Source organism: Arthrobacter sp. CAN_A6, from assembly GCF_015751715.1.
In the GTDB taxonomy this organism is placed as follows: domain Bacteria; phylum Actinomycetota; class Actinomycetes; order Actinomycetales; family Micrococcaceae; genus Arthrobacter_D.
Genome location: NZ_JADOUV010000001.1, coordinates 571,320 through 591,796, shown reverse-complemented (window position 1 = coordinate 591,796; position 20,477 = coordinate 571,320). Strand labels below are relative to the sequence as shown.

Sequence of the window (20,477 nt, the reverse complement as noted above, 5' to 3'; positions counted from 1 at the left end):
AGGGCAGTAGGTTCTCCAATCTGAAACGTTTCGTTCGAAACGCTCGACTTGATTCCGGAGTATGTTCATGGAGCTCGATCCCGAGGTCACCCCGACTGTATACGTCCAGCTATTCGGCAGTTTCAACCTTCATCGTGATGGTGTCATCCTGACGGCAGCCGATATGGGTGGATGCAAGCCCCGACACATCCTCGAAATATTGTTGATGAATTTCGGCACCGGCGTGTCGAAGGACCGGCTGATTGAGATCCTTTGGGGAAGCCGCGCGCCCACCGGGGCAGTGGCCACCCTGGAAAGCTACGTTTGTTCCCTGCGGCGGCTCATCCAGCCGGGCCGGACCAGAACCGGTCCCCTGCGCACGGCCAACGGCGGCTATGTTCTGGACAGGTGTCTCGTCAATTCCGATCTCGAGAAGTTCCATCAACTGGTCCGCGAGGCCAGTGCGAGTCCTCCCATGACCGCGTATCCGTTACTGCGCAGTGCTTTGGACATGTCGGCCGCACCTTTGCTGGGAGACGAGGTGGTTCCCGAGTGGGCGAACGAGGCACGACTGCGCCTTGCCGAGCAGCGGCTCGAGCTTCAGATCCGGGCGGCTGAAACAGCCAGCGTCCTGAATCTTCCCGCTGAAGCCATCACCTGGGCCCAGGCAGCCCTGTCTGCGGACGGGCTGAACGAACGGGCTTGGACCGCACTGGTGGCCGGATATGAACTCGCGGGGCTTTACGCCGAAGGACTGACAGCGTATGACAAATGCCGGCGGACATTTCACCGGGAGCTGGCCTGCAGTCCTGGTGCGGCGCTGCAGGCACTGTATGGCCGGCTTCTCCGCCGCACCGGCGAAGTCGAAGGCGACCTATCGGAAGCCCTCGAGGCGCTCATCTACCTGGGCCAGCGACTCCGCGGCACAGCGATCCCCACGGGAAGGACAACCGGCGGGCTCAACTTCGGAAGGGCCGAAAAGGTCCTGGACTCCTTCCTTCGACGGGCACAACAGGCAGGCTGACCAGGAAATCAGCCAGGTGCGGCAGTGCCGGGAGGGGAAACCATCCTGTCGACCGGCACTCCCGCTGCTTCGTGAAGGACGCTGTACCGTATTCCCTACCCGTTGTTCACTGGAAGCAGTGGGTGAGCCAGTCCTGAGCGTCTCTGACGGATTCGAAGTACCGGGTCGGATAGGGCGGGTGGTGGAGCATTTTGTAGTAGGCGGTAATGACCTTGTCACTGGCCCCGGTTCCGACGATGGCGAGGGCCGCGATGTCCAACCCCGCGGCGAAGGTGTGCAGGGCGCCCTCGGTGAGCGAGATCATGTGGTTGAGCTGAAGGAGCATCGGCGGACAGGTCAACGGGATCATCTGCCTGGCTCGTTCCAGTAACGCACTTGCATCGGCATCGGTGACACTCTCATCAGCCTGCCATTGCACCCACAGGATCTCTCCACGCATGTCCGCGGTAAATGGTTCCGCGGCGGCCGCCCTGATAGCGGATTCGGGAACGGCTTCCTGGGTGAGCCAGGCGACGGCGTCGGATTCCTCAACGAAGTACCGGCTGGGGGTGGCGGAGCGGTAGTTGAACGCGGTCAGCACCTTTCCTACCTCATCGACACCGACGACGGCGGTGCGCGTTGAGCAGGTGTCCTCGATGAGTAACTGCTTCGCCCCAACAGTGATCTGCTCCACTAGCCCGATGTGTACCAGCAAGGGCCTTTTGCCCGCCGGTGAGGCATCAGCGACCGCGGCGATCGTGGAATGAACGTCTTCTGCCTCCATCGTGACACCAGGAGCCCACCGCAAGCAGAGGTAATCCCCCACGTCACTCAGCGTGTAACGAGGTTCAGCACTTTGACCCGCTTGCATAATCTCCCCCATTCCCCCGGTTTCCTTCATACCCTGCGCGTCTGAACGGGAAACCGCTACCCAACCCTGGAGGGAATCCCATCACAGCATTCGCTTCCCTCTTGGCAAGACACGAATACAACTCCCACGGCAGTTCACAACAGGAGGAAGTCACAGGAAAATTTCCCTCCTCCAAGTCACTCTTACACCCTGCTGAAGCACTATCCGCAACTGACCCTCCGTCAAAATGCACCCTTAGGCAGCTTGAACAGGCATATCGAAGAATCGGCTTACGGATCCTGCCAGTCCCTTTTCGCAGTTCAATGCCATTTTCAACACATTCACCGCGAACTTTCGACTTAGCCGCAGACACCGCTCGTTTCCCTGGCTCAGCCCCTCGTCGATGAACTGCTGGAACATCGAGGATTCGATGACTTCACGGGAACCGAAACACCTGAACGCGGGCCGCCGCAGATCGTCCCTTTCGATCAGGTGACCGTCATCGATCCCGAATCTGTGACACCCGCGATCGGTCGCTGGCTCACCGCCGACGGCACCAACAACTGTGCGGTGAACCCCGAGAAAGCATCGTCTTCCCGGACGGCTGGTACTCTCCTACCTCACGGATCCCGGGCCCCAGGTAGCTCAGATGCCCGTCGGCGGCGCCGACACCGGCGCAGCTGTTGCCGACACGAATGAAGCCAGCGCAAGAACGCTGGCCGGGGTAGGAACCCTCGGAGCCGGAGCCGTGCTCGGACTGCTGATGCGACGCCGCCACTCAGTACAAAGCTGATATCCGGAAATGCCGCCGGCAGTGACAACTGCCCATGATTTCTTGCCATGCCTAGTGAATTTGCGTTGACATTTGCTTGTATATCATTGACAAGTAAGTCCGGGCCGAGCCCTCGATTTTTGGCTGCCGGAAGCTGTTCATGCGCCTGCATAAAGGCGAACCTGCAATGATTACAGATTGGCGTATTACTGATGGATAGGACAGTCCATTCCTCTGCGCTCCTTGAACGGGACCTGTCAAGGCGATGGGATGTGACTTCATATGCTTCTGTGCATCGGTATGCAAGTTGCAGCGTGGGCTTAGGAATCAGCTGAGGGACGGAGCCTCAATCGACTGATCGCAGGAAAGGGCCGCGACTGTCAGCCGTGCACTAGTCCCGGGTCTGATCACCAGCGTGGGCGTAAGTCCGTTCGGCGCCGGCCGCGGGAGTCGGCAAAAAATCGTCTCCCGCTTTCGAAATTGGCCGCTACCGCGTTGTCATGCCGTGGCTATGCTGGTCGTGCTCACGGTGTCCGCGGCTGAGGAACATCGGATTCACGGATTCGGCAATTCTCATTTCCTTCTCATACTCAGCGCATAGCGTGACGCGAGGGTTCTCCTTGATTGCGACGGTTCCAACGAGCCACTTGAGAATTGGTCCATTCCGCGAGCACTGAGCACTCAGTAGCTGCGTAACCCCCATTGAAACGAAGAAACGCCGATTACCACGAGAAGGAAGTCCTATGAAAACCCCGTTGCCGAAGCTGTCGGCTGTCATCGCGATCCTGATCACTCTTGCCGTCACCGGTTGTGACAACCCCAATCAGGAGGACGGTTCCAACAACAACCAAGAACAACAACAGGAGGACAGCCCCCAGAACCAGGACGACCAATCCGATAGTGACGGCGAAGACGGCGGCGATGGAGACAACGACAACGACAACGACAACGACAACGACAACGATAGCGATGACGGTGATGACGGTGATGACGGCTAATTGCGACCGTACCGATGACCGGAACCGGACAGGGCTCTTGACGTTGGCGGGAGCGCTGGCAGGGTGCAGATGCCATGATCCAGCGGATGGCCTTCGAGCACGCGGAAATCGGATGCGGATGCCCGCAAAATCCGGCGTTCCCAAATTCTCAGATTCGTCCCCGTGGTCGGGCTGACAGCACATGGACTGCCGCGCAGCTACCACCGAGGAGATCAGACGCTGGGGGAAACTCCTTGAAGATGACCCGGCTGGAGAAAACTGGTTGCATGGCAGATCCTCCAGGAGGCACAAAATGCGGACCGGATGGCAACCACGCAATCTCATGGTGCGCGGATCGACTCTGACGATCCTGGAACAACGAGTCCCGATGTTGGGCGGGTTTTGGTACCTGCCCGAAGATTCAGGTCTACGCACCGTCGAAGCCCTCGAAGAGCTCATCAACGGGCTGTATCGGTACGCGCGTGGCCAGGGTGTTTTCGCTGTACGAGTTGAACCAACCATCACCAACTATTCCGAGAATGTGCGGGCCATGGCCCGACTGGGATTTAAGAAAGCCGCGACTATCCAACCGGATGAGGCTACCGTGTGTCCGAATTCCAAGTCCCCTTTGAGGGTGATTGAGGCTGAACTCCTTCGAAGGACTCAGCCGGAGGTAACGGAACTCATCGGCACATGGGATTTCCCATTTCGGCCCTCACGGCACTCGGTGTGGAAACACACCGCCTTGTGTTCCCGGCGTCGGACCAACGGGAGCTTCGGAAGCTGATTCAACCCGCATCATGAGCACACAACAGGACAGTGCGCGCCCTGGTTGGACGGGTTATCCGCCACGCCCCGCGACCCACAAGAAACCGATCTACTTACGTTGACCCGATCCTGAATCGAAATGTGGACCTCGTCATTGTTCAGTGCTGAGAGGTCAACTCTCCTATCCAGGTCAATTGATTCCGCCGCCGGTTGTCGGCGCCCGAACGGAGCCCCCCGCCACGTGGGTCGCTGATTTCCGCCAACATGAAAATTCCTTCATCTCGTCCTCACAATCGCCTCATACGGCTCGTGCAATGTTGAGGTACTGGCGGAACCCGAACAATCCGGTTCTTGAGCCTGCCCGAAGTACCTCGGGTACTAGTTGACTGTCTAGTGATTGGAATTCGGTGTGGCGTTGGCGAAGAGAATCATCGCAGCATCAGCGCTGCTGGCCCTCCCCGCCCTGTTGGCAATTGCCAGTCAGGTATTGGCGGAGCCCGCAGAAGCACCACCTGTAGAGGCCGTGCCGATTGTCGTGGATCTCGCCTCCGCTCCAGCCCCGGAGCCCGCCTCGGAGTCCGTCGATCCCCGTGCGCCGGATGATGGTGCCACTCCGTCTCCACAATCGGTAGCGTCGGACGGCCCCTCGATCGTGAATCGCGAAATTATCGAAGCACCGGTAACGCCTCGTGACGATGCCGACACCGACACCGACACCGAGGACGCTTCCGATGATGTCGACGACGAACTCGACGAATCCGATGGATCGGACGACTGATGAGTAACCAGAAGACAGTCGACACCCGGGCGCCCGTCAAGGACGGTCCTTCCTCGGTTGATGTTCGGAAGCCACTTGCAGGTTCCTCAGTGTCGGCGCGGTGGCGCATCGTGGGCTGGATCGTCCTCACCACTGCACTGGCCCTCCTTGCGGTGATTGTGACCGTACGTTCCCTGCTGATTTCCGGAGTGGACCGGGACGCGAACGCGGACATCATGCAGGAAGTGGAGGAATTCAGTACCTTCGCGAGTGAGGCGGTTGATCCCCTGACCACCGAGAGCTACACCTCGGTAAGTGAATTACTGGAGCGGTACCTGTCCCGGCAGAACAGCGGAAGCAGCGAAGTGCTGATCGGCGTCACGGACACCGAAGTGCTGTATTCCGGGTCATCGTTCGGGGTAGTGAGCGATACCGACTACAGGCTGTCCGCAGATACCGCCCTGCTTGAGCGTCTCCGTAATTCCGACCAAGTGTCAGGAGTCGAGGAGACGGAGGCTGGGTCGATGCGCTGGGGACGGGTCGAGGTGCAAGCCGGCGACCAGCAGGGCTCCCTGATCATCGCGGAATTCACCCGTGGGGCCCTGGCCGGGGTCCAGGAAACCGTCACCGTCATCTTCTTCGTGGCATTGGGCGGCCTGCTGTTCACGGCAGGCATCGCCTGGCTGGTCGCAGGGCAAATTCTCCGCCCTATCCGTGACGTGAGCCGGGTAGCCGCCGATATCACCGAATCAGACCTCACAACCCGCGTGCCCGTTCAGGGGCGCGACGACGTCGCAGCCCTCGCCGTTACCTTCAATGACATGCTCGACCGCTTGGAACAGGCCTACCTCACCCAGCGCCGCTTCATCGATGACGCCAGCCACGAGCTGCGCACCCCGATCACTGTGATCCGGGGACATCTCGAATTGCTTGACAACGACCCTGCAGAGCGCGCCGCTACCCTGAATTTGGTCAATGGTGAGCTTTCCCGGATGGCGAGGATCGTGTCCGACCTGCTTCTGCTGGTCAAGGCTGAGCGGACCGATTTCGTGCAACCTCAGCCGGTCGATGTCGCAGCACTGACCCTTGACCTCGAAGCGAAGCTCCAGGCGCTCGGTGATCGGCGCTGGCTCCTGATGGAAGTGGCCGAGGGAACAGCTGCCCTGGACAGCCAACGCCTCACCCAGGCCGTCCTTCAACTGGGTGCCAACGCAATCCAGTACACGCCTCACCGGTCCACCATCGAGATCGGCTCAGCGTTCGAGGGCACAGGCAAGGACCGTAAGCTTCGCCTCTGGGTCAGCGATGCGGGCCCAGGGGTCACAGAGCGCGAAGCCGCCGTGATATTCGAGCGGTTCAGGCACGGCTCCGCAAATGCCCTACCCGCTGACCGTCTCCGCGATGGTGGACAACGCGGCGGAACCGGCCTGGGCCTCTCGATCGTTCGTGCGATCGCGGACGGCCACCATGGCTCGGCATGGGTCAACAGCACTCCCGGTGAGGGTGCAACGTTCGGGCTCCTTCTGCCCGCGCCCGAAGCACCCGACAGCTCAGTGCCTCAGGAGACCATACGGGAATCCCCTCCTCCACCCGTAGGAGCTACCTCGGGGATGAGGGAGGACGCATGAGCCGGATCCTCATCGCCGAGGACGACCCAGGTGTCGCTTCCTTCATCGAGAAGGGACTGCGTACCGCCGGGTACGCGAGCACCCTCACGAAGGACGGTGAAACTGCCTTGATCCTGGCCCGGGGGCTGGGTTATAACCTGATCATCCTCGATATCGGACTGCCCCTCCTCGACGGCTTCGAGGTCCTCGCCCAACTCCGAGGGGAGGGCATCACCACTCCCGTCATCGTCCTGACCGCACGCGACGGCGTCAACGACACCGTGGCCGGGCTCGACGGTGGAGCGAACGACTACATGACCAAACCGTTCCAATTCGCCGAGCTCCTGGCACGAATCCGGTTGAGACTCAATGACGACGCGCCTGCAGCGCCGGCAGCAATCCTTGAACACCGCAACATAGCCCTCAACCTGCACACACGCAGAGTTGTCGTCGATCACCGGACCATTGATCTCACCGCACGTGAGAGCGCAGTCCTTGAGGTATTCCTCCGCAACGTCGGCCGTGTGCTGTCCCGGGAACAACTACTGGGCCACGTCTGGGGCTACGACTTCGACCCAGGCTCCAATGTCGTGGACGTCTACATCCGGGCCCTTCGCAACAAGCTCGGCGCGGACCACCTGCAAACGATCCGGGGCGCGGGGTACCGGTTGCCATGAGTGCTGTCTACTACTCCACCACCCCGCCGCCCCCTGCCCCGAAACCGTCACCCGATGCCTCCAGTCGAGCAGGGAAAACGCGGCAAGCCGCCAGGAAAGCCCTGCTCGTGCGTTCAGCTGCCGCCTTGGCGGGGATCGTCGTCTCGGCGCTGATCGTCACCGCCGCCGTTCAACCGCAAAGCGCCCTGTCCCCGCAGGGAGCTATCACCCTCGTCGTATTCGTATTGGCCGTCTGGCTGTGGGTGTTCACCTCGATCGATGACACCTATGTAGCACTCGGGGCTGCAACGGTGCTGGTCCTGACCGGAACCATGGATACCAGCGCACTGTTTTCCACCCTGGGAGAGGAGACGATCTGGCTTCTTCTGGCTGCGTTCGTCATCGCCGCAGCGGTGAGCGCCTCCGGGCTAGCCAACCGCGGAGCGACATTCATCATCACCGGCGCAAGCACTCCACGTCAGCTGGTGCACCTGGTGACCCTCGCTCTTGTGGTGACGACCTTCGCGGTCCCGTCCACCTCAGGACGAGCAGCCCTGGCCCTGCCGGTCTTCCTTGCCCTACGCCAGGTCCTCACCGATCACCCACCGTTGGTGAAGACCCTTGCCATCCTGTTTCCATCCGTCATCCTGCTCTCCGCCGTCGGATCGTTCCTCGGAGCGGGTGCCCACCTCATCACCAGCCAGATCCTGGAGACAGCAACCGGATCCGGCTTCGATTTCGCGACCTGGCTTCTCTACGGCCTGCCACTTGCATTGGTGGCATCTCATATCTGCGCTGAGATCGTCCTACGGCTCTTCACCAGGCCTGAGGACCGCAAAATCAGCCTCTCCGTATCCGCTCAAGACCTTGAGCGGCACTCCGACACGCCTGTCACGGGTCCACTGACCGTCGCTGAATCGCGTGCAGCGCTCTTGCTGGGGGCCGTCATCGTCCTTTGGTGCACCGAACCCCTGCATGGACTTGATCCTGCACTGGTCGCCCTGATCGGCGCCCTCGTGGCCGCCTCCCCCAGCTACGGCTCAGTCAAGCTCGCCTCCGCACTGAAATCGGTCCCCTGGTCCTTGCTACTTTTCATGGCCGCCACCCTCGCACTGGGGAACGCCCTGATCAGCACCGGTGCCGCCGATTGGCTTGCCGGCGGCGCATTGACACCCATTCAGGCCCTCGGAGCAGCCGCAGCGCCACTCTTCGTCGTCGCTGTCGTCCTGATATCCACCCTGGCGCACCTGGTCATCCAATCGCGCTCGGCGCGCTCAGCCGTCCTGATCCCCATCGTCATAGCCCTCTCGCCGGCAGTGGGCGTCAACCCGATCGCGGCCGCGTTCGCCTCCACCGCCGCAGCGGGTTTCTGCCACACCCTCACCAGCTCGGCCAAGCCCGTCGCGATGTTCGCGGCGGTTGACGGCATCGACACCTACACCCCCAGAGACCTGCTTCGACTATCCGCCTTCCTCGCACCGGTGAACGTCGTACTGGTGCTCGGGTTCTCTTTCACCCTGTGGCCCCTCATGGGCCTTCCCGTTCTCGACTAATACCCTAGGAGCCCCTCATGACAGTCCCACAGCGAATCCTCATAGCGCCCAGCGGTTTCAAGGAAAGCCTCGACGCTGAAACAGTAGCGCGCGCCATCGCAGCAGGCGTAAGACGCGTGCTGCCCGGCGTGCAGATCACCGCGATCCCCATCGCGGACGGAGGGGAGGGTACCGCGGCGACCCTGGCCGCGGCCACAGGCGGTGTACTGGTACCCGTCAACGTGACCGGCCCCGTGGGAGACCCCGTGGAATCGCACTACGCCCGCCTCGGCGGCACGTCCTCGGACAGCGCCGTCATCGAAATGGCGGCCGCCGCCGGCCTTCGGCTCGTTCCCCGAGCCCTCCGCGACCCCGGCGCGACAACCACCTACGGAGTCGGAGAACTCGTCCGGGCAGCCTTGGATGACGGCATCCGCAACATCGTCATCGGCTGCGGAGATTCCGGCACTAGCGACGGCGGCGCAGGAGCGCTCCAGGCACTAGGCGCCCGCGTGCTTGATAAGAAAGGGCGCGACCTCCCCTTCGGCGGCACGGCGCTTACTGATGTCGACCGCCTCGACCTCAGCGGACTGCACCCCGGCATCGCGGAGGCAACCATCGTCCTTGCCTGCAACCAACACAACGTGCTGTGCGGGAAGAAAGGGGTTGCTCGGGTATTCGGACCGCAAAAAGGCGCATCACCCAAGCAAGTCGAGCAACTGGCCAAAGCGATGCGCAAGTGGGCCAAAGTACTTGAACGCGACGGGATGGTCGCCGACGGAACCATGGACTTCCGCACGGGCCCCGGAACCGGCGCCTCAGGCGGACTGGGCGCCGGCCTGGCCGCCATCGGCGCGAAACTTACGCCCCGCTTCGAAGCCCTGATCGACAGCGGACTGGCCGGCATCGACCTCGACGCCCTGATGCGCCGGGCCGACCTCGTGATCACCGCCGAAGGCGCCATCGATTTCCAGACACCCAAAGGCAAAGTCCCTGCCGTGATCGCCCAACGCGCACAGCTGGCCGGAGTACCCGTCCTGGCCCTCGCCGGATCAATCGGCAAGGGTGCACCAGATGTGCACGACGCCGGAATCGACGCCATCGCCTCCATCATCCCCATCCCCATGAACCTCGAAGACGCGGTCGCCAACGGAGAGCAACTCCTCATCGAAGCAACAGAGAGAACCATGCGACTGCTCCTGCTCGGAGCCGCCGTATCAACCTCCGTCGACAACCGCCGAGCCGAACACCGCACCTCCTAGGACACCGCACCCCACGCATACGAAGACGTGCCGTCCAGAGGAGACCCGCGCGAGCTCGCCACGCCTTTTCCTTCCGCCCTGCTGGACGGAATCTGAATGAGCCGGCCGCGAATAACAGCGATACCGGATTCATGGCGCATCCTTGAGGCCATGTACCCATTGGTCGAAACAGCATCGGACAGGAGGAAAGGGCATCGTGGCTCGAACGAGTGAGCGGAACGCAGCACCACTACCGACCCTGCTGCGGCTGGGCCTTCCGGTATGGCTGACAGGCGGGGTCCTTGCCGTCGTGAGCCTTGGCGTGCTCATCGGGAATGTGCAGCACCTGCGCCGGGTCCGGGGATTCGAGGATTCAAAGTGGAACGGGGACCTCGACGGCTCCTACGCCGAACTGGCGGGCCACGGAGTGCTGGTGATTGCTTCGCTCCTGCTGGTAGCACTTACCCTCCGGCTCCGTTCAGGCTGGGCTTACGGGGCATGGGCGCTCGTCCTCGCCGGGCTCGTGGTCGATGACTTCTTCCTGCTCCACGAGCGTGGAGGCGAGTACCTCGCAGGCGTACTTTCTCTGCCGTCCGTGCTGAATCTCCGGCCCGTGGACCTGGGCGAACTGATCGTGTGGGCAGCCGAGGCAGCGGTTCTTGGAATCGTGCTGATTCGTGCGCATCTGGCCAGTTCCCGCGGTGTCCGCCGCGATTCCTGGAGCCTGCTGGCCTTGATGGTCGTCCTTGCGCTCTTCGCGGTTCTCATCGACATGATCCATATCGCCGTTGAATCCGGAATCAGCCAGCGCTCCAACAACATTTTCGGGCTGGCCGAGACGGCCGGCGAGCTGGGCGTGATGGCGCTCATCCTTCTGCGCGCGGTGCAGATCTTCCTACGAACCGGTCCTTCAGCCTCCGGTAACGACGGCGGAGGAGGCTCACGAGCGAGGCGTCACTGACGGCAGCCTCCAACTGCGCCAGGCGGTGTCCCTGGTGGTGGAGCTGGTCCTGTATCTGGCGCTGGGTCTGGAGTAGCTCCCGGTGCATCGAGCTCGCGTACATCATCATTCCCAGACCATGCTCAGCCACATCCTGCTTGAGGTAGTTCTCACGCACCAACTCATCGAACCCCCTGTGCTCCTTCGCACGGTCGATGACGCTGTTCCCGAGATCTCCACTTACGCCGAGCCGTTGATTCCAGAAGGCGCGCGGTTCTCCATCGATGAATCCGATGGAGAATACTCGTGCGAATCGGATATGGAACTCCCAATCACCCACCACGTCGAGCGTTTCGTCGTAGAAACCGATCACGCTGTGAGCCCGGCGACGGTACAGAAAGGAGATGGGGACACCCCTGTTGTGGTGGATGAGGGCCGAGAGCGTGATTCGAGTGAGCTCCGGTTCGAGGATTTCACGTCCCACCACCTCGATGGTGCTGCCGGTGATCTGTTCGTAGACCACCTCCGTTCGCACCATCACTCCCTCGTCGTCGGAGGACTCCAAGTAGTCCACGGTGGTGGCGAGGAAATCCGGCCGCCATTCGTCGTCGTCGTCGTGAATCGCAAGGAAGGTCGAATCGGAGGAGCGCACCCCGAGGTTGGATGCCGCTTCCATACCGAGGGACTCAGGATTGTGGAGAACAAGTACGCAGCCGGCCAACCGCGCCGAGTGCCGCGCCACCACCTGCTCGACGTCGGCCGCGTTCCCTCCGTCATTGACGATCACCAGGAACCAGTTCCGGTACGTCTGCGCAAGGACATCCTTGACCGCCCGCTCAAGCAGGGTGCCCCGGTTCTTGGTGCGCATGATGATCGCGACCTGCCCCTGGTGATCGTGTTCCGCCATCGTTTCCTCGGCTAGGGCGAACGGGCACCAGTAGTCACTTCTGGAGATCGTGTGCCATGGTGGACGCAATTCCATCCACTCGACGTAGAAGAAATCACCGCGCGAACAGATTATCCCCGTCCGCTGTAGCACCCACCATATCCGGTGTTCAGTATGAGGAATCCTTGCCCGATGCTGCCGGCCTCGAAAGCGTACGTCGTGGAGTTGGTAGTGCCCGTTCGGCTTTGTCGAGGGGCCCTACGGGTGTCTGCAGCACCGGCGGCGCTAAGTGCAGGTGTAGTGATGTGCTGTGCCGCTCTGACGCTCTCGCCGTTGTAGGACGGGCGATACCGATGGCGACCAAACCGCGTCAGGTCAACTCCTGGGCGTAAAGCCTTGACCTTGCGGTGAGTTGTACAGCCGCGAACCTTCACTGCAGGGACACTCGTGATTTCCCGGCTGCGCCACCAACAACTCCTTGTAGAATTTCCTGGTTTGGAGTGCTTCGAAAGGGTGTCCCCCGTCTGTTGGTACAACATACGCTTGGCGCGTGGACAACCGGTCCAGAGGTCGCAAGCGCGAACTCCCTCCGACACCTGAGTGAAAGGACACCATGGAACTTGATGATCTCCTTGGAGCGTTGAACGCCGGCCGGACCATCACCGGGGACTCGCCGTTGCACGAGGTGATGCATCGGGTCAGCCAGGATGCCCTGCGCATCACCGGCGACCTCAACGGCGGGTATCAGGAACCGGAGCGGGTGCGGGAGTTGCTGACTCAGCTGACCGGCAAGCCCGTCGACGAATCCGTGACGGTATTTGCACCCTTCTACTCCGATTTCGGGAAGAACATCACTCTTGGAAAGCGGATCTTCATCAATTCCGGGTGCAAATTTCAGGACCAGGGCGGTGTGGTCATCGGAGACGACAGCCTCATCGGGCATAACGTGGTGCTCGCCACCCTCAACCACGACCTTGCACCGAGCCGCCGTGCGGACATGCACCCTGCTCCTATCGTCATCGGCCGCAATGTGTGGATCGGGTCGAACGCGACCGTCCTGCCGGGCGTGACGATCGGTGATAATTCCGTCGTGGGAGCTGCGTCAGTGGTTACAAAGGATGTGCCAGAAAATTCCGTGGTGGTGGGCTCGCCCGCCCGAGTGGTGCGCTCACTCACCGACTGAACCACGCTGGTTCCAACTTCGAGGACGTCCTCCTCGGCCTCGCCGATGGTCGCAAAATCAGCCGTAGTCCGGGCATCAGGAGGCTCCGAAGCGAAAAGGAGAACAGTCATGTGGATCGGCTTTATCGAGTTCGACATTTTGCTCGGTGACGTTCATTCGTTGAAGGCTAAGCGGTCGGTGATACGCCCGTTGGTGTCGGATCTGCGCCGGAGATTCGAGGTCTCCGCAGCCGAAGTCGATAACCAGGATCTGCACCGTCGAGCCGTCGTTGGTGCAGGTTTGGTGGCAGCAGACCGGCAACATGTGGTGGACGTACTGGACCGCGTGGAGCGGTATGTTGCCGTGCGACCCGAGGTTGAACTGCTCAGTGCCCGACCACGGATCCTCAGTAGCGAGGATTAGCTGGCAGGGGGTTTGTCCCCGGCACACCGACGAGTTCAGCTGTCCGACGTAGCTGCTTCCGGTGCATCCCGAATCTCATGGTGGGGGACCCGCCCGCGCCGCTCCGGTAGCGGACGGCAGCAATCCTCCCGCCGTCACCGTTGTCGTGACCACATAGATGTGACCGGTGGATCCCTCTGCTGCGCAGCTTTCCAGCCGCGCACCCTGCTTCTCCGCCACCTCAAGGGCCAGCACGCACGGTTCTCCCTCGCGCAGCCCCCGAGCGGCGTCGGCTGCGGCCAGAACGGACAGGTCCGCGGCAGTGGCGGCCCGCGAAGCGGACACGGCTCCCTGCATCAGCAGTACCGCCCCAGTAACCAGGATCAGCAGGGCAAGCGCGAAGCCCGCCATCAGGACGGTTCCTGCGCCGCGTTCCTTGTCCTCCGGGTGCCGCCCGGAGGCCCGAAGCGGTACCCCCCGCCGCTTGACACGCTGCAGCTTCCTCCCTGGTCCCTTCGCCGAAAGACCTTGGGCCTCCCGGGGCCGGGCGAGGCCGCCGCTATCAGCCATGCTCCGACCTCCCGGAGGCCGTGGCCGAGAGTGTGAGTTCGAGGAAACCGAGGGCCGGCCCGCGGACAGGGGCGGTGACTTCGATCGATGTCCACCCCGCCTCCGAGCCCAGCCTCACGACGGCGTCGGCACCGGCAAGTCGACGCACCGTTCCCTCGACGGACTGTTGCGTCTCGCCCCGCATGACTTCCCGCGCGCCGGCCCTCGCCGCTTCCTCGAGGCGCAGTTGGGTCATCCCCGCGCCCGTTGCACCCACGAACAACCCGAAGACGAGCACCAGGGCGGGAAGTGCCACGGCGATTTCCGCGGTGACCGCGCCGCCTTCACCTGAACTGCACCGGCGCTCCCCGCCCTGGCGCATCGAACTCAGCCGAAGCTCAGGGCGGACTGGATGAGGGACATCAGTAGCCCCCGCACTTCCCCGCTCGACAGCACCGCGACCAGAAGTGCCGCGAACCCGACGGCAGCAAGCGTGGCGATCGCGTATTCAGCAGTTGCCATTCCTGCCTCCTTCAACAGGGGGCCTCGGGCAGGTCGCGGCCTGGCGGGGCCGGGGCGAAGCTCGATTATCCGCGCCCGCGGTGGATCGACGCTGCAGGGCATGGCTCTTTCGGTTCCTGCGGGGCTGCTCGATTCGACGACCCTGCTGGGAATCCTCACGCTGTGTGGCATGGCTTTCCTTCCTCTCGGTAATCCCGCCGACCTACCGGCGGACCAGTGATGGTGCGACCGGCTTTCCGGTGCTGTCTCCACTCTTCCGCGGTAGGAGAACCACGAATCGGAGACGCGTCCCTAAGTGGATAAGACCGTCCTTCACAGGGACGGCATGAGTGCCCACACCACGGGAAGCACCCCGAGGCACACGAATGCAGGAAGGGCGCAGACACCGAGCGGGACCACGAGCCTCACCCCGAGCGCGGCCGCTCGCCTCTCGACTTCCCTGTTACGGCGTCGCCGCAGTTGGGCTGCGCAAGCGTGAATGATCGAGGCTGAGGGTGCGCCGGTCCCTGCCGCGAACCGGAGGGTTTCCCGCAGTTCATCGACGCAGTCGGTGCGCCCCCGCGCTGCTGGTCGGCCCGCAGTCTCCCAGGCACTTTCCCACTCCGCACCAAGGTCAAGGGCGTCCTTGACCCTCCTGAGCCGGGCAGCCACCGAGGGATCGCAGGATGCCGCAAGGACGGCGAGCGCCCATCCAACCGGAGCACCTGCCGTCAGAATGGCCCCGACGAGGTCGAGCATCAATGGAGCATCGGCGATCCCCGGCCGCGGATTTTTCCTTGGCGCCCGCTGCGGCACGAGCGTTTCCGGTCCGCGGTGCGGGACTGAATACAGCAGGCACGCACTGGCGAGTGTAACTGCGACAAGGAGTCCGGCGCCCATCAGCGAGGATCTTCCGCCGCTGCAAGGAGACGCTGCGACCAGACCCTGGCGATGATCATCAGAAGAATGCCGAGAACCAGCACGAACACCCCGAGGCGTGAACCGAGGAGCGTTCCCAAAGGATCGACGCCAAGAAGGTAACCAAGCCCAAGGCCGAAGGCCGGGAGCCAGGTCAGGAGGGCTACGGTAGCCTTCGGGCCGGCCAGCGCGGTTTCCCGCGCAGCCTCGGCATCAAGTTCGGAATCGAGCTGCACCGCGTACCGATCAAGGACGTGGGCGAGTGGTGCGCCGCTGCTGTCCGCCACATCGAAACAGGCCGCAAGATCGATCCACAGCTTGCCGGCGGACAGTCTGTGCGGGTCGGGGCGTCCTGCAGCGGTCGCACCGGTCCGTAGCGCGTCAGGCACGCTCAACCCCAGCTCCGCGCTCCTACGCGCCGTCTGAATGACGGGCACCGCATGCGCAGCGAAGCGTGATCCCGATTTTGCGGCCTCCTGGTACACCCGTTCGATGTCCTCCCACAGGTGCAGCGGTGATCTTCCCGCTCTGAGCAACCCCGTCAGTTGATGGACGAACAGCGGTAGCTCGTGCAGCTCGATGTTCCGCGTCCTGACCGGGAGCCGCTGGAAAACCCGCTGAAAGGGTGGGTTCGCCCCTGCTTTCCGGCCCACCTTCCCCGCAGGAGGTGTGCGGAAAGCACCTCGTGCGTCAAGGCGATTGGCGCCCGGTGTATGGGCGAGCAGTGCGACGGCCGCGGCCAGGAGAAGCGCCACCGCGGCTCCGGTCATGGACGAGTCCCGGGACCGGCAAGCCGCTCTTGCAGGGCTTCCCATGCCTCACCCTCTACACACCCGTCGGCGCCGCCGCTCAACGCCGGCCTCACCGTCAATCGCCCCTCGCTGTCCAGCTCCACCAGCGCGATCTGGTCGATCCGACGTCCCGCTGGAACCCGGACGAGGTGGATGACGACGTCGAGCGCGGTCCCCGCCTGCAGTGCCAGCGACGCAGGGCTCAGCCCGGCCAGCGCTCCGAGGGCGGTGAGCCGCGCCGGAACAGCGGCCGCGGAATTCGCGTGGACCGTGCCGCCGGCGCCATCGTGCCCGGTATTCATGGCCATCAGCAGGTCACGGACCTCTCCGCCCCGGCACTCGCCCACAATCAGGCGGTCGGGCCGCATCCTCAACGCATTCCTCACCAGTTCGGCGAGATCCACCCCTCCCGCTCCCTCGAGGTTCCCGTGGCGTGATTGCAGGCCGACGGTATGGGGATGCTGCGGGTTCAGCTCGGCGGCGTCCTCCACGAGAACGAGCCGCTCAGTGGAACCCGCCATGCCGAGCAGCGCCGAAAGGAGCGTGGTCTTCCCTGTTCCGGTGGCGCCGCTGATGAGGAAGTTCAGGCGCCCCTTCATCACGGCAGCCAGCGTCGCCGCCATGCCCTGTGGGACAGTGCCTGAAGCCACCAGCTCACCGAGGGAGAACACCTTCGCGCGCCGGATCCGGATGGACAGCAGGGTACCTCCGGTCGACAGCGGCGGGAGCACAGCGTGGATGCGGTACTCACCCAGGCGGACGTCCACACAGGGGCTGCTGTCGTCGAGTCGCCTCCCGCCCGCGGCAATGAGCCGCACGGCGAGCGCGCGGACTTCGCTTTCACGCTCGAAAAGCCGTGGAACGCGCCTCAGGCCTCCGTCCCCGTCGATCCAGGTGTCACCGGGTCCGTTCACCAGAATGTCGGTGACGTCTTCAATCCCCAGCAGATGTTGCAACGGACCAAGCCCCTGAAGCTCGGCGCGGATGCGGTCGACTGCGTTGAGGGTGCCCTCGGAGCCCAGGAGGCGTCCGGAGGTTCGGACGGCGTCAGCAAGACCTGCGGCGGTGACTGCGGCGGTTCCGGCGAGAACCGAGGTACGGACCTCACTGACCATTCCGAGTCCGGCGTTCACCCCTGGCGCTTCCGTCGGCCTGGACGTGGATCCGGCATGCGATCCCATACGGAGGCCACCGCGTGATCCGGTGACTGAATTGGTGCCCGATGTCGCCTCAGGTTTCGAAATGCTGCCGTCGCGCCGCCGCGGACGCTGAATGGGATCACTGGCCACGGATGCCGTCGATCCCCGGAATGGCGTCGAGGAGAGACCTGCACACGGTCCGCGGACGTCTCCGCCGTCCGATCTCCAACACACGCCCGGCGGCCTCGGCGGTGCCGACCCCGCGCATACGCGGCAGCAGGTCCAGGTCACCACCTGCCCCCAGTGCGTCGGCGATGCTTCGGGTATCAAAGCCCCGGGACAGCGGTCCTCCCACCACCGGATGCACAGGGAGCGGCTCCAGCCGGCGCTGCGCAGCAAGCGCCGCCGACACGGCTCTCAGTCGAGCAGGAACCACGAGCACCACCCGATCGCAGAATCCCAGGAGCGAGTCATAGCCTGCGGCCCCGAGATCGATGAGCACCACATTGAAGATCCGGCGCGCTGCGTCGAGGACGGCAACTGTGGATGAAGGGCTTGGACTTCGAGCCGGTTCCGGATGTGCCGGACCGTGGGACAGGAATGGGAAGTGACCGGCCGACGGCAGGGCAGATCCGAGTTGAGCCGGGTTGAGGCTGCCTTGGACCTCGGCCAGATCGGCCCATCGCACGCCCGGCGTGCGCTCGCCACCGAAAGCCAAATCAAGGCCTCCTCCGGACGGGTCCCCATCAACGAGGAGCGCGGCGAGTCCGTCGGCACCCGCGCAATCCGCCAGCCAGCAGCTGAGAGTGCTCGCACCGGCTCCGCCGACACTGCCCATTATCCCGACGATCGAACCGAGCCCGGCCGGATTCTGGAGCCGGCCGAGGTACTCCGCCAGCCAGCCTGCGCCCTGCGGCAGGATAGCGACCCTCCCCGCGTGGGAACGGGCAGCAGCGGACCACACGAGGTCCTCCTCGCCGGCTGCTCCGATGAGGATGGCACTGATACCGGCGGGTACCGGCTCATGCGCACTACCGGGAGTCACGAGAAGAACCGATGGTTGATGTTTCAGGGCCAGCTGGACCGAATCGGCGGTGGTCATCGGAACCCCTGCTGCGGCGCAGACGCGGGCCGTCTCGTCGTGCAGCTCCTGGGACCCGCCGACGAGCACCACCACACCTCGACCAGTCCCGTCATCCGCACCCGGTGTCCAGAATCGTTCGTCCGCCATGCGTCAATGCTGGTGGTCGCCGCCACCCTGCGCCGTCGTCGTCGGGCATAAGTGGACAACCGTCCACGGAAAACGAATCGTCCCGCGCCGCAGGAGAGAATGGAGCCATGTATGTTGCTGTGGCCGCACCGGCCAGCGCCGGGGCGTCCCAGCACCGAGCCGCCGCGGTCTTCCAGCCGGTCGATGCAGCGGGCGCCCCCGCGGGCCCCGCGGTCAGTGCAACCGCGCAGGAGCTGACGGACGTCTTTGCGCGCTTCGAGGTGGACCGCCCACGCTGGGTATGGGACTCGACGCGGGCCTGGTATCCCCTCCTGCTGGCCGGCGGGCTGCGGGTGGATCGGTGCCATGACCTTGGCCTGGTGCGTGCCATCCTCACCCACTCGGGCTACTGCGCCGATTCACCCTATATACAGGACCTGCGCCGATCCTCCGGGGACGCCGACGAGCCGGTGCTTCCCCGCCAGGTTCCGGCCCAGCAGGTCGCACCGAACCAGACGAGTCTTTTCGAGGATCCGCCGGCAGCCCAGGGGCCGGGCCTTGACGAGGTTATCGGAGAATTCCAGCGGCAGCAGCGGGCGGTTGCGACTTCCAGCCACGCTCACCGCCTGGCGCTGCTGCTGGCGGCGGAATCGGCCGGTGCCCTGCTCGCCACCGAGATGGAGTCCACGGGTCTCCCCTGGCGGCGGGACATCCATGAGCAGTTGCTTGAAACACACCTCGGCCCCAGGCCGCCCGAAGGCCGCCGGCCGGTCCGGCTCGAACAGTTCGCAGCAGAGTTGCGAACCGCTCTCGGCAGCCCCTCGCTCAACCCGGATTCGCCGCAGGAGCTCATGAGGGCCCTGCACCGGGCCGGCATCGAGGTATCCACGACGAGATCCTGGGAACTTGAGCGCCAGAATCATCCCGCCATCGGGCCGCTGCTGGCCTACAAGAAACTTTCGCGGTTGCTCACAGCCAACGGCTGGTCCTGGCTCGATACCTGGGTGCGGGACGGGCGGTTCCGGCCCGAATACGTGGTGGGCGGAGTGGTGTCAGGGCGCTGGGCTTCCCGCGGCGGTGGGGCGCTGCAGATTCCGAAGCAGGTGCGCGACGCCGTCAGGCCCGACCCCGGGCATCTCTTCGTCATCGCCGATGCGGCCCAGCTGGAGCCGCGCGTCCTCGCGGCCCTCGGGCGGGATTCGGCGCTCGCGGCGGCCGCCCGGGGACGCGACCTGTACCAGGGCATTGCGGAGCAGGGATTCGGCGGCGACAGGTCGAAGGCGAAGCTGGCCATGCTGGGGGCCATGTACGGAGCGACCAGTGGCGAATCAGGCCGCCTCATGCCGCAGCTGACGCGCGCCTATCCGCAGGCGATCGCCGTCGTCGAAGCCGCCGCCCGCACCGGGGAAACCGGCGGCGCCGTCACCAGCTACCTCGGGCGCGGGTGCCCTCCCGCGTCGGAACGGTGGCGCGCAGCACAGCAGAGCACGACGGCGGAGGAGCAGCGCCGGGCGGACAGCGCCGCCCGGGCTCGGGGCCGCTTCACGAGGAATTTCGTGGTGCAGTCCACTGCCGCGGAATGGGCGCTGTGCTGGCTCGCCGAGATCCGGCGGAGGCTGCGCGCGGAGGCCGGGCCGGCATCAGGACGGAGCGAGGTGGTGTTTTTCCTCCACGATGAGGTGATGCTCCACGTGCCCGAAGCGGACGCCGGTGGGATCAGCCGGCTGGTTGAGGATGCTGCTGCCGCAGCGACCGAGCTGATGTTCGGCAGGATCCCCATCGACTTCGCCGTCAACACCGTCGTGGTGGCGTCCTACGCGGACGCCAAGTGACGCGG

At 63.9% G+C, this 20,477-nt stretch carries 21 protein-coding genes; 12 read left to right on the top strand and 9 right to left on the bottom strand.

Going from position 1 to position 20,477, the window contains the following annotated elements; genetic code table 11:
* Positions 1-61: 61 nt before the first annotated feature.
* Positions 62-1,003: an AfsR/SARP family transcriptional regulator gene (locus IWX75_RS02935; RefSeq protein WP_334684057.1), complete on the top strand. Its 942-nt coding sequence runs from the start codon at positions 62-64 to the stop codon at positions 1,001-1,003.
* Between the two features lie 106 nt (positions 1,004-1,109).
* On the opposite strand, the gene IWX75_RS02930 is transcribed toward IWX75_RS02935, so the two are convergent.
* A complete protein-coding gene (locus IWX75_RS02930) occupies positions 1,110-1,766 on the bottom strand; it encodes a DUF7793 family protein (RefSeq protein ID WP_196820727.1) in 657 nt (218 codons plus the stop codon).
* A gap of 715 nt (positions 1,767-2,481) precedes the next feature.
* On the opposite strand from IWX75_RS02930, the gene IWX75_RS02925 reads away from it, so the two are divergent.
* From IWX75_RS02925 to IWX75_RS02890, 8 genes are all read left to right on the top strand, one after another.
* Positions 2,482-2,625 carry a hypothetical protein gene (locus tag IWX75_RS02925; RefSeq protein ID WP_196820726.1) on the top strand — a complete coding sequence of 48 codons (144 nt, stop codon included), beginning with the start codon at positions 2,482-2,484 and terminating at the stop codon, positions 2,623-2,625.
* 722 nt (positions 2,626-3,347) lie between these two features.
* The gene (locus IWX75_RS02920; protein ID WP_196820725.1) at positions 3,348-3,602 is read left to right on the top strand and encodes a hypothetical protein; all 255 of its coding nucleotides are present in this window, start codon (positions 3,348-3,350) and stop codon (positions 3,600-3,602) included.
* 1,156 nt (positions 3,603-4,758) lie between these two features.
* On the top strand, positions 4,759-5,127 hold the full coding sequence (locus tag IWX75_RS02915) for a hypothetical protein (RefSeq protein ID WP_196820724.1): 369 nt from the start codon (positions 4,759-4,761) through the stop codon (positions 5,125-5,127).
* Entirely contained in the window at positions 5,127-6,734 is a 1,608-nt protein-coding gene (locus IWX75_RS02910) for a sensor histidine kinase (protein WP_196820723.1), read from the top strand. The genes IWX75_RS02915 and IWX75_RS02910 overlap by 1 nt, the downstream gene beginning before the upstream one ends.
* Entirely contained in the window at positions 6,731-7,390 is a 660-nt protein-coding gene (locus tag IWX75_RS02905; RefSeq protein ID WP_196820722.1) for a response regulator transcription factor, read from the top strand. Before IWX75_RS02910 ends, IWX75_RS02905 begins: the two co-directional genes overlap by 4 nt.
* Complete coding sequence (locus tag IWX75_RS02900) at positions 7,387-8,922, top strand: SLC13 family permease (RefSeq protein WP_196820721.1); 1,536 nt, start codon at positions 7,387-7,389, stop codon at positions 8,920-8,922. The genes IWX75_RS02905 and IWX75_RS02900 overlap by 4 nt, the downstream gene beginning before the upstream one ends.
* 17 nt (positions 8,923-8,939) lie before the next feature.
* Entirely contained in the window at positions 8,940-10,163 is a 1,224-nt protein-coding gene (locus IWX75_RS02895) for a glycerate kinase family protein (RefSeq protein ID WP_196820720.1), read from the top strand.
* A 196-nt stretch (positions 10,164-10,359) separates the two neighbouring features.
* Positions 10,360-11,103 carry a hypothetical protein gene (locus IWX75_RS02890; protein ID WP_196820719.1) on the top strand — a complete coding sequence of 248 codons (744 nt, stop codon included), beginning with the start codon at positions 10,360-10,362 and terminating at the stop codon, positions 11,101-11,103.
* On the opposite strand, the gene IWX75_RS02885 is transcribed toward IWX75_RS02890, so the two are convergent.
* Positions 11,009-11,989 carry a glycosyltransferase family 2 protein gene (locus tag IWX75_RS02885; protein ID WP_196820718.1) on the bottom strand — a complete coding sequence of 327 codons (981 nt, stop codon included), beginning with the start codon at positions 11,987-11,989 and terminating at the stop codon, positions 11,009-11,011. The genes IWX75_RS02890 and IWX75_RS02885 overlap by 95 nt on opposite strands.
* 592 nt (positions 11,990-12,581) lie before the next feature.
* Between IWX75_RS02885 and IWX75_RS02880 the strand changes: the two genes are divergently transcribed.
* Positions 12,582-13,151 carry a sugar O-acetyltransferase gene (locus IWX75_RS02880; protein ID WP_196820717.1) on the top strand — a complete coding sequence of 190 codons (570 nt, stop codon included), beginning with the start codon at positions 12,582-12,584 and terminating at the stop codon, positions 13,149-13,151.
* Positions 13,152-13,259: 108 nt separating this feature from the next.
* Positions 13,260-13,553: a DUF503 domain-containing protein gene (locus IWX75_RS02875; protein WP_196820716.1), complete on the top strand. Its 294-nt coding sequence runs from the start codon at positions 13,260-13,262 to the stop codon at positions 13,551-13,553.
* Positions 13,554-13,628: 75 nt separating this feature from the next.
* Here the strand turns inward: IWX75_RS02875 and IWX75_RS02870 are convergent, their stop codons facing one another.
* The 7 genes from IWX75_RS02870 to ssd form a co-directional block, all read right to left on the bottom strand.
* Positions 13,629-14,102: an Rv3654c family TadE-like protein gene (locus IWX75_RS02870; protein WP_196820715.1), complete on the bottom strand. Its 474-nt coding sequence runs from the start codon at positions 14,100-14,102 to the stop codon at positions 13,629-13,631.
* The gene (locus IWX75_RS02865; protein ID WP_196820714.1) at positions 14,095-14,463 is read right to left on the bottom strand and encodes a TadE family type IV pilus minor pilin; all 369 of its coding nucleotides are present in this window, start codon (positions 14,461-14,463) and stop codon (positions 14,095-14,097) included. The genes IWX75_RS02870 and IWX75_RS02865 overlap by 8 nt, the downstream gene beginning before the upstream one ends.
* A gap of 5 nt (positions 14,464-14,468) precedes the next feature.
* Positions 14,469-14,603 (bottom strand): DUF4244 domain-containing protein, encoded by a 135-nt coding sequence (locus tag IWX75_RS02860; RefSeq protein WP_081737729.1) that lies wholly within the window; start codon positions 14,601-14,603, stop codon positions 14,469-14,471.
* Between the two features lie 312 nt (positions 14,604-14,915).
* The gene (locus IWX75_RS02855; RefSeq protein ID WP_196820713.1) at positions 14,916-15,482 is read right to left on the bottom strand and encodes a type II secretion system F family protein; all 567 of its coding nucleotides are present in this window, start codon (positions 15,480-15,482) and stop codon (positions 14,916-14,918) included.
* Positions 15,482-16,270, bottom strand: coding sequence for a type II secretion system F family protein (locus IWX75_RS02850; protein WP_196820712.1), 789 nt, complete (start codon positions 16,268-16,270; stop codon positions 15,482-15,484). The genes IWX75_RS02855 and IWX75_RS02850 overlap by 1 nt, the downstream gene beginning before the upstream one ends.
* Complete coding sequence (locus IWX75_RS02845; protein WP_442858942.1) at positions 16,267-17,424, bottom strand: TadA family conjugal transfer-associated ATPase; 1,158 nt, start codon at positions 17,422-17,424, stop codon at positions 16,267-16,269. Before IWX75_RS02845 ends, IWX75_RS02850 begins: the two co-directional genes overlap by 4 nt.
* A gap of 145 nt (positions 17,425-17,569) precedes the next feature.
* The gene (gene ssd / locus IWX75_RS02840) at positions 17,570-18,661 is read right to left on the bottom strand and encodes a septum site-determining protein Ssd (RefSeq protein WP_196820711.1); all 1,092 of its coding nucleotides are present in this window, start codon (positions 18,659-18,661) and stop codon (positions 17,570-17,572) included.
* Positions 18,662-18,768: 107 nt separating this feature from the next.
* On the opposite strand from ssd, the gene IWX75_RS02835 reads away from it, so the two are divergent.
* Positions 18,769-20,472 carry a bifunctional 3'-5' exonuclease/DNA polymerase gene (locus IWX75_RS02835; RefSeq protein ID WP_196820710.1) on the top strand — a complete coding sequence of 568 codons (1,704 nt, stop codon included), beginning with the start codon at positions 18,769-18,771 and terminating at the stop codon, positions 20,470-20,472.
* The last annotated feature ends 5 nt before the right edge of the window (positions 20,473-20,477 follow it).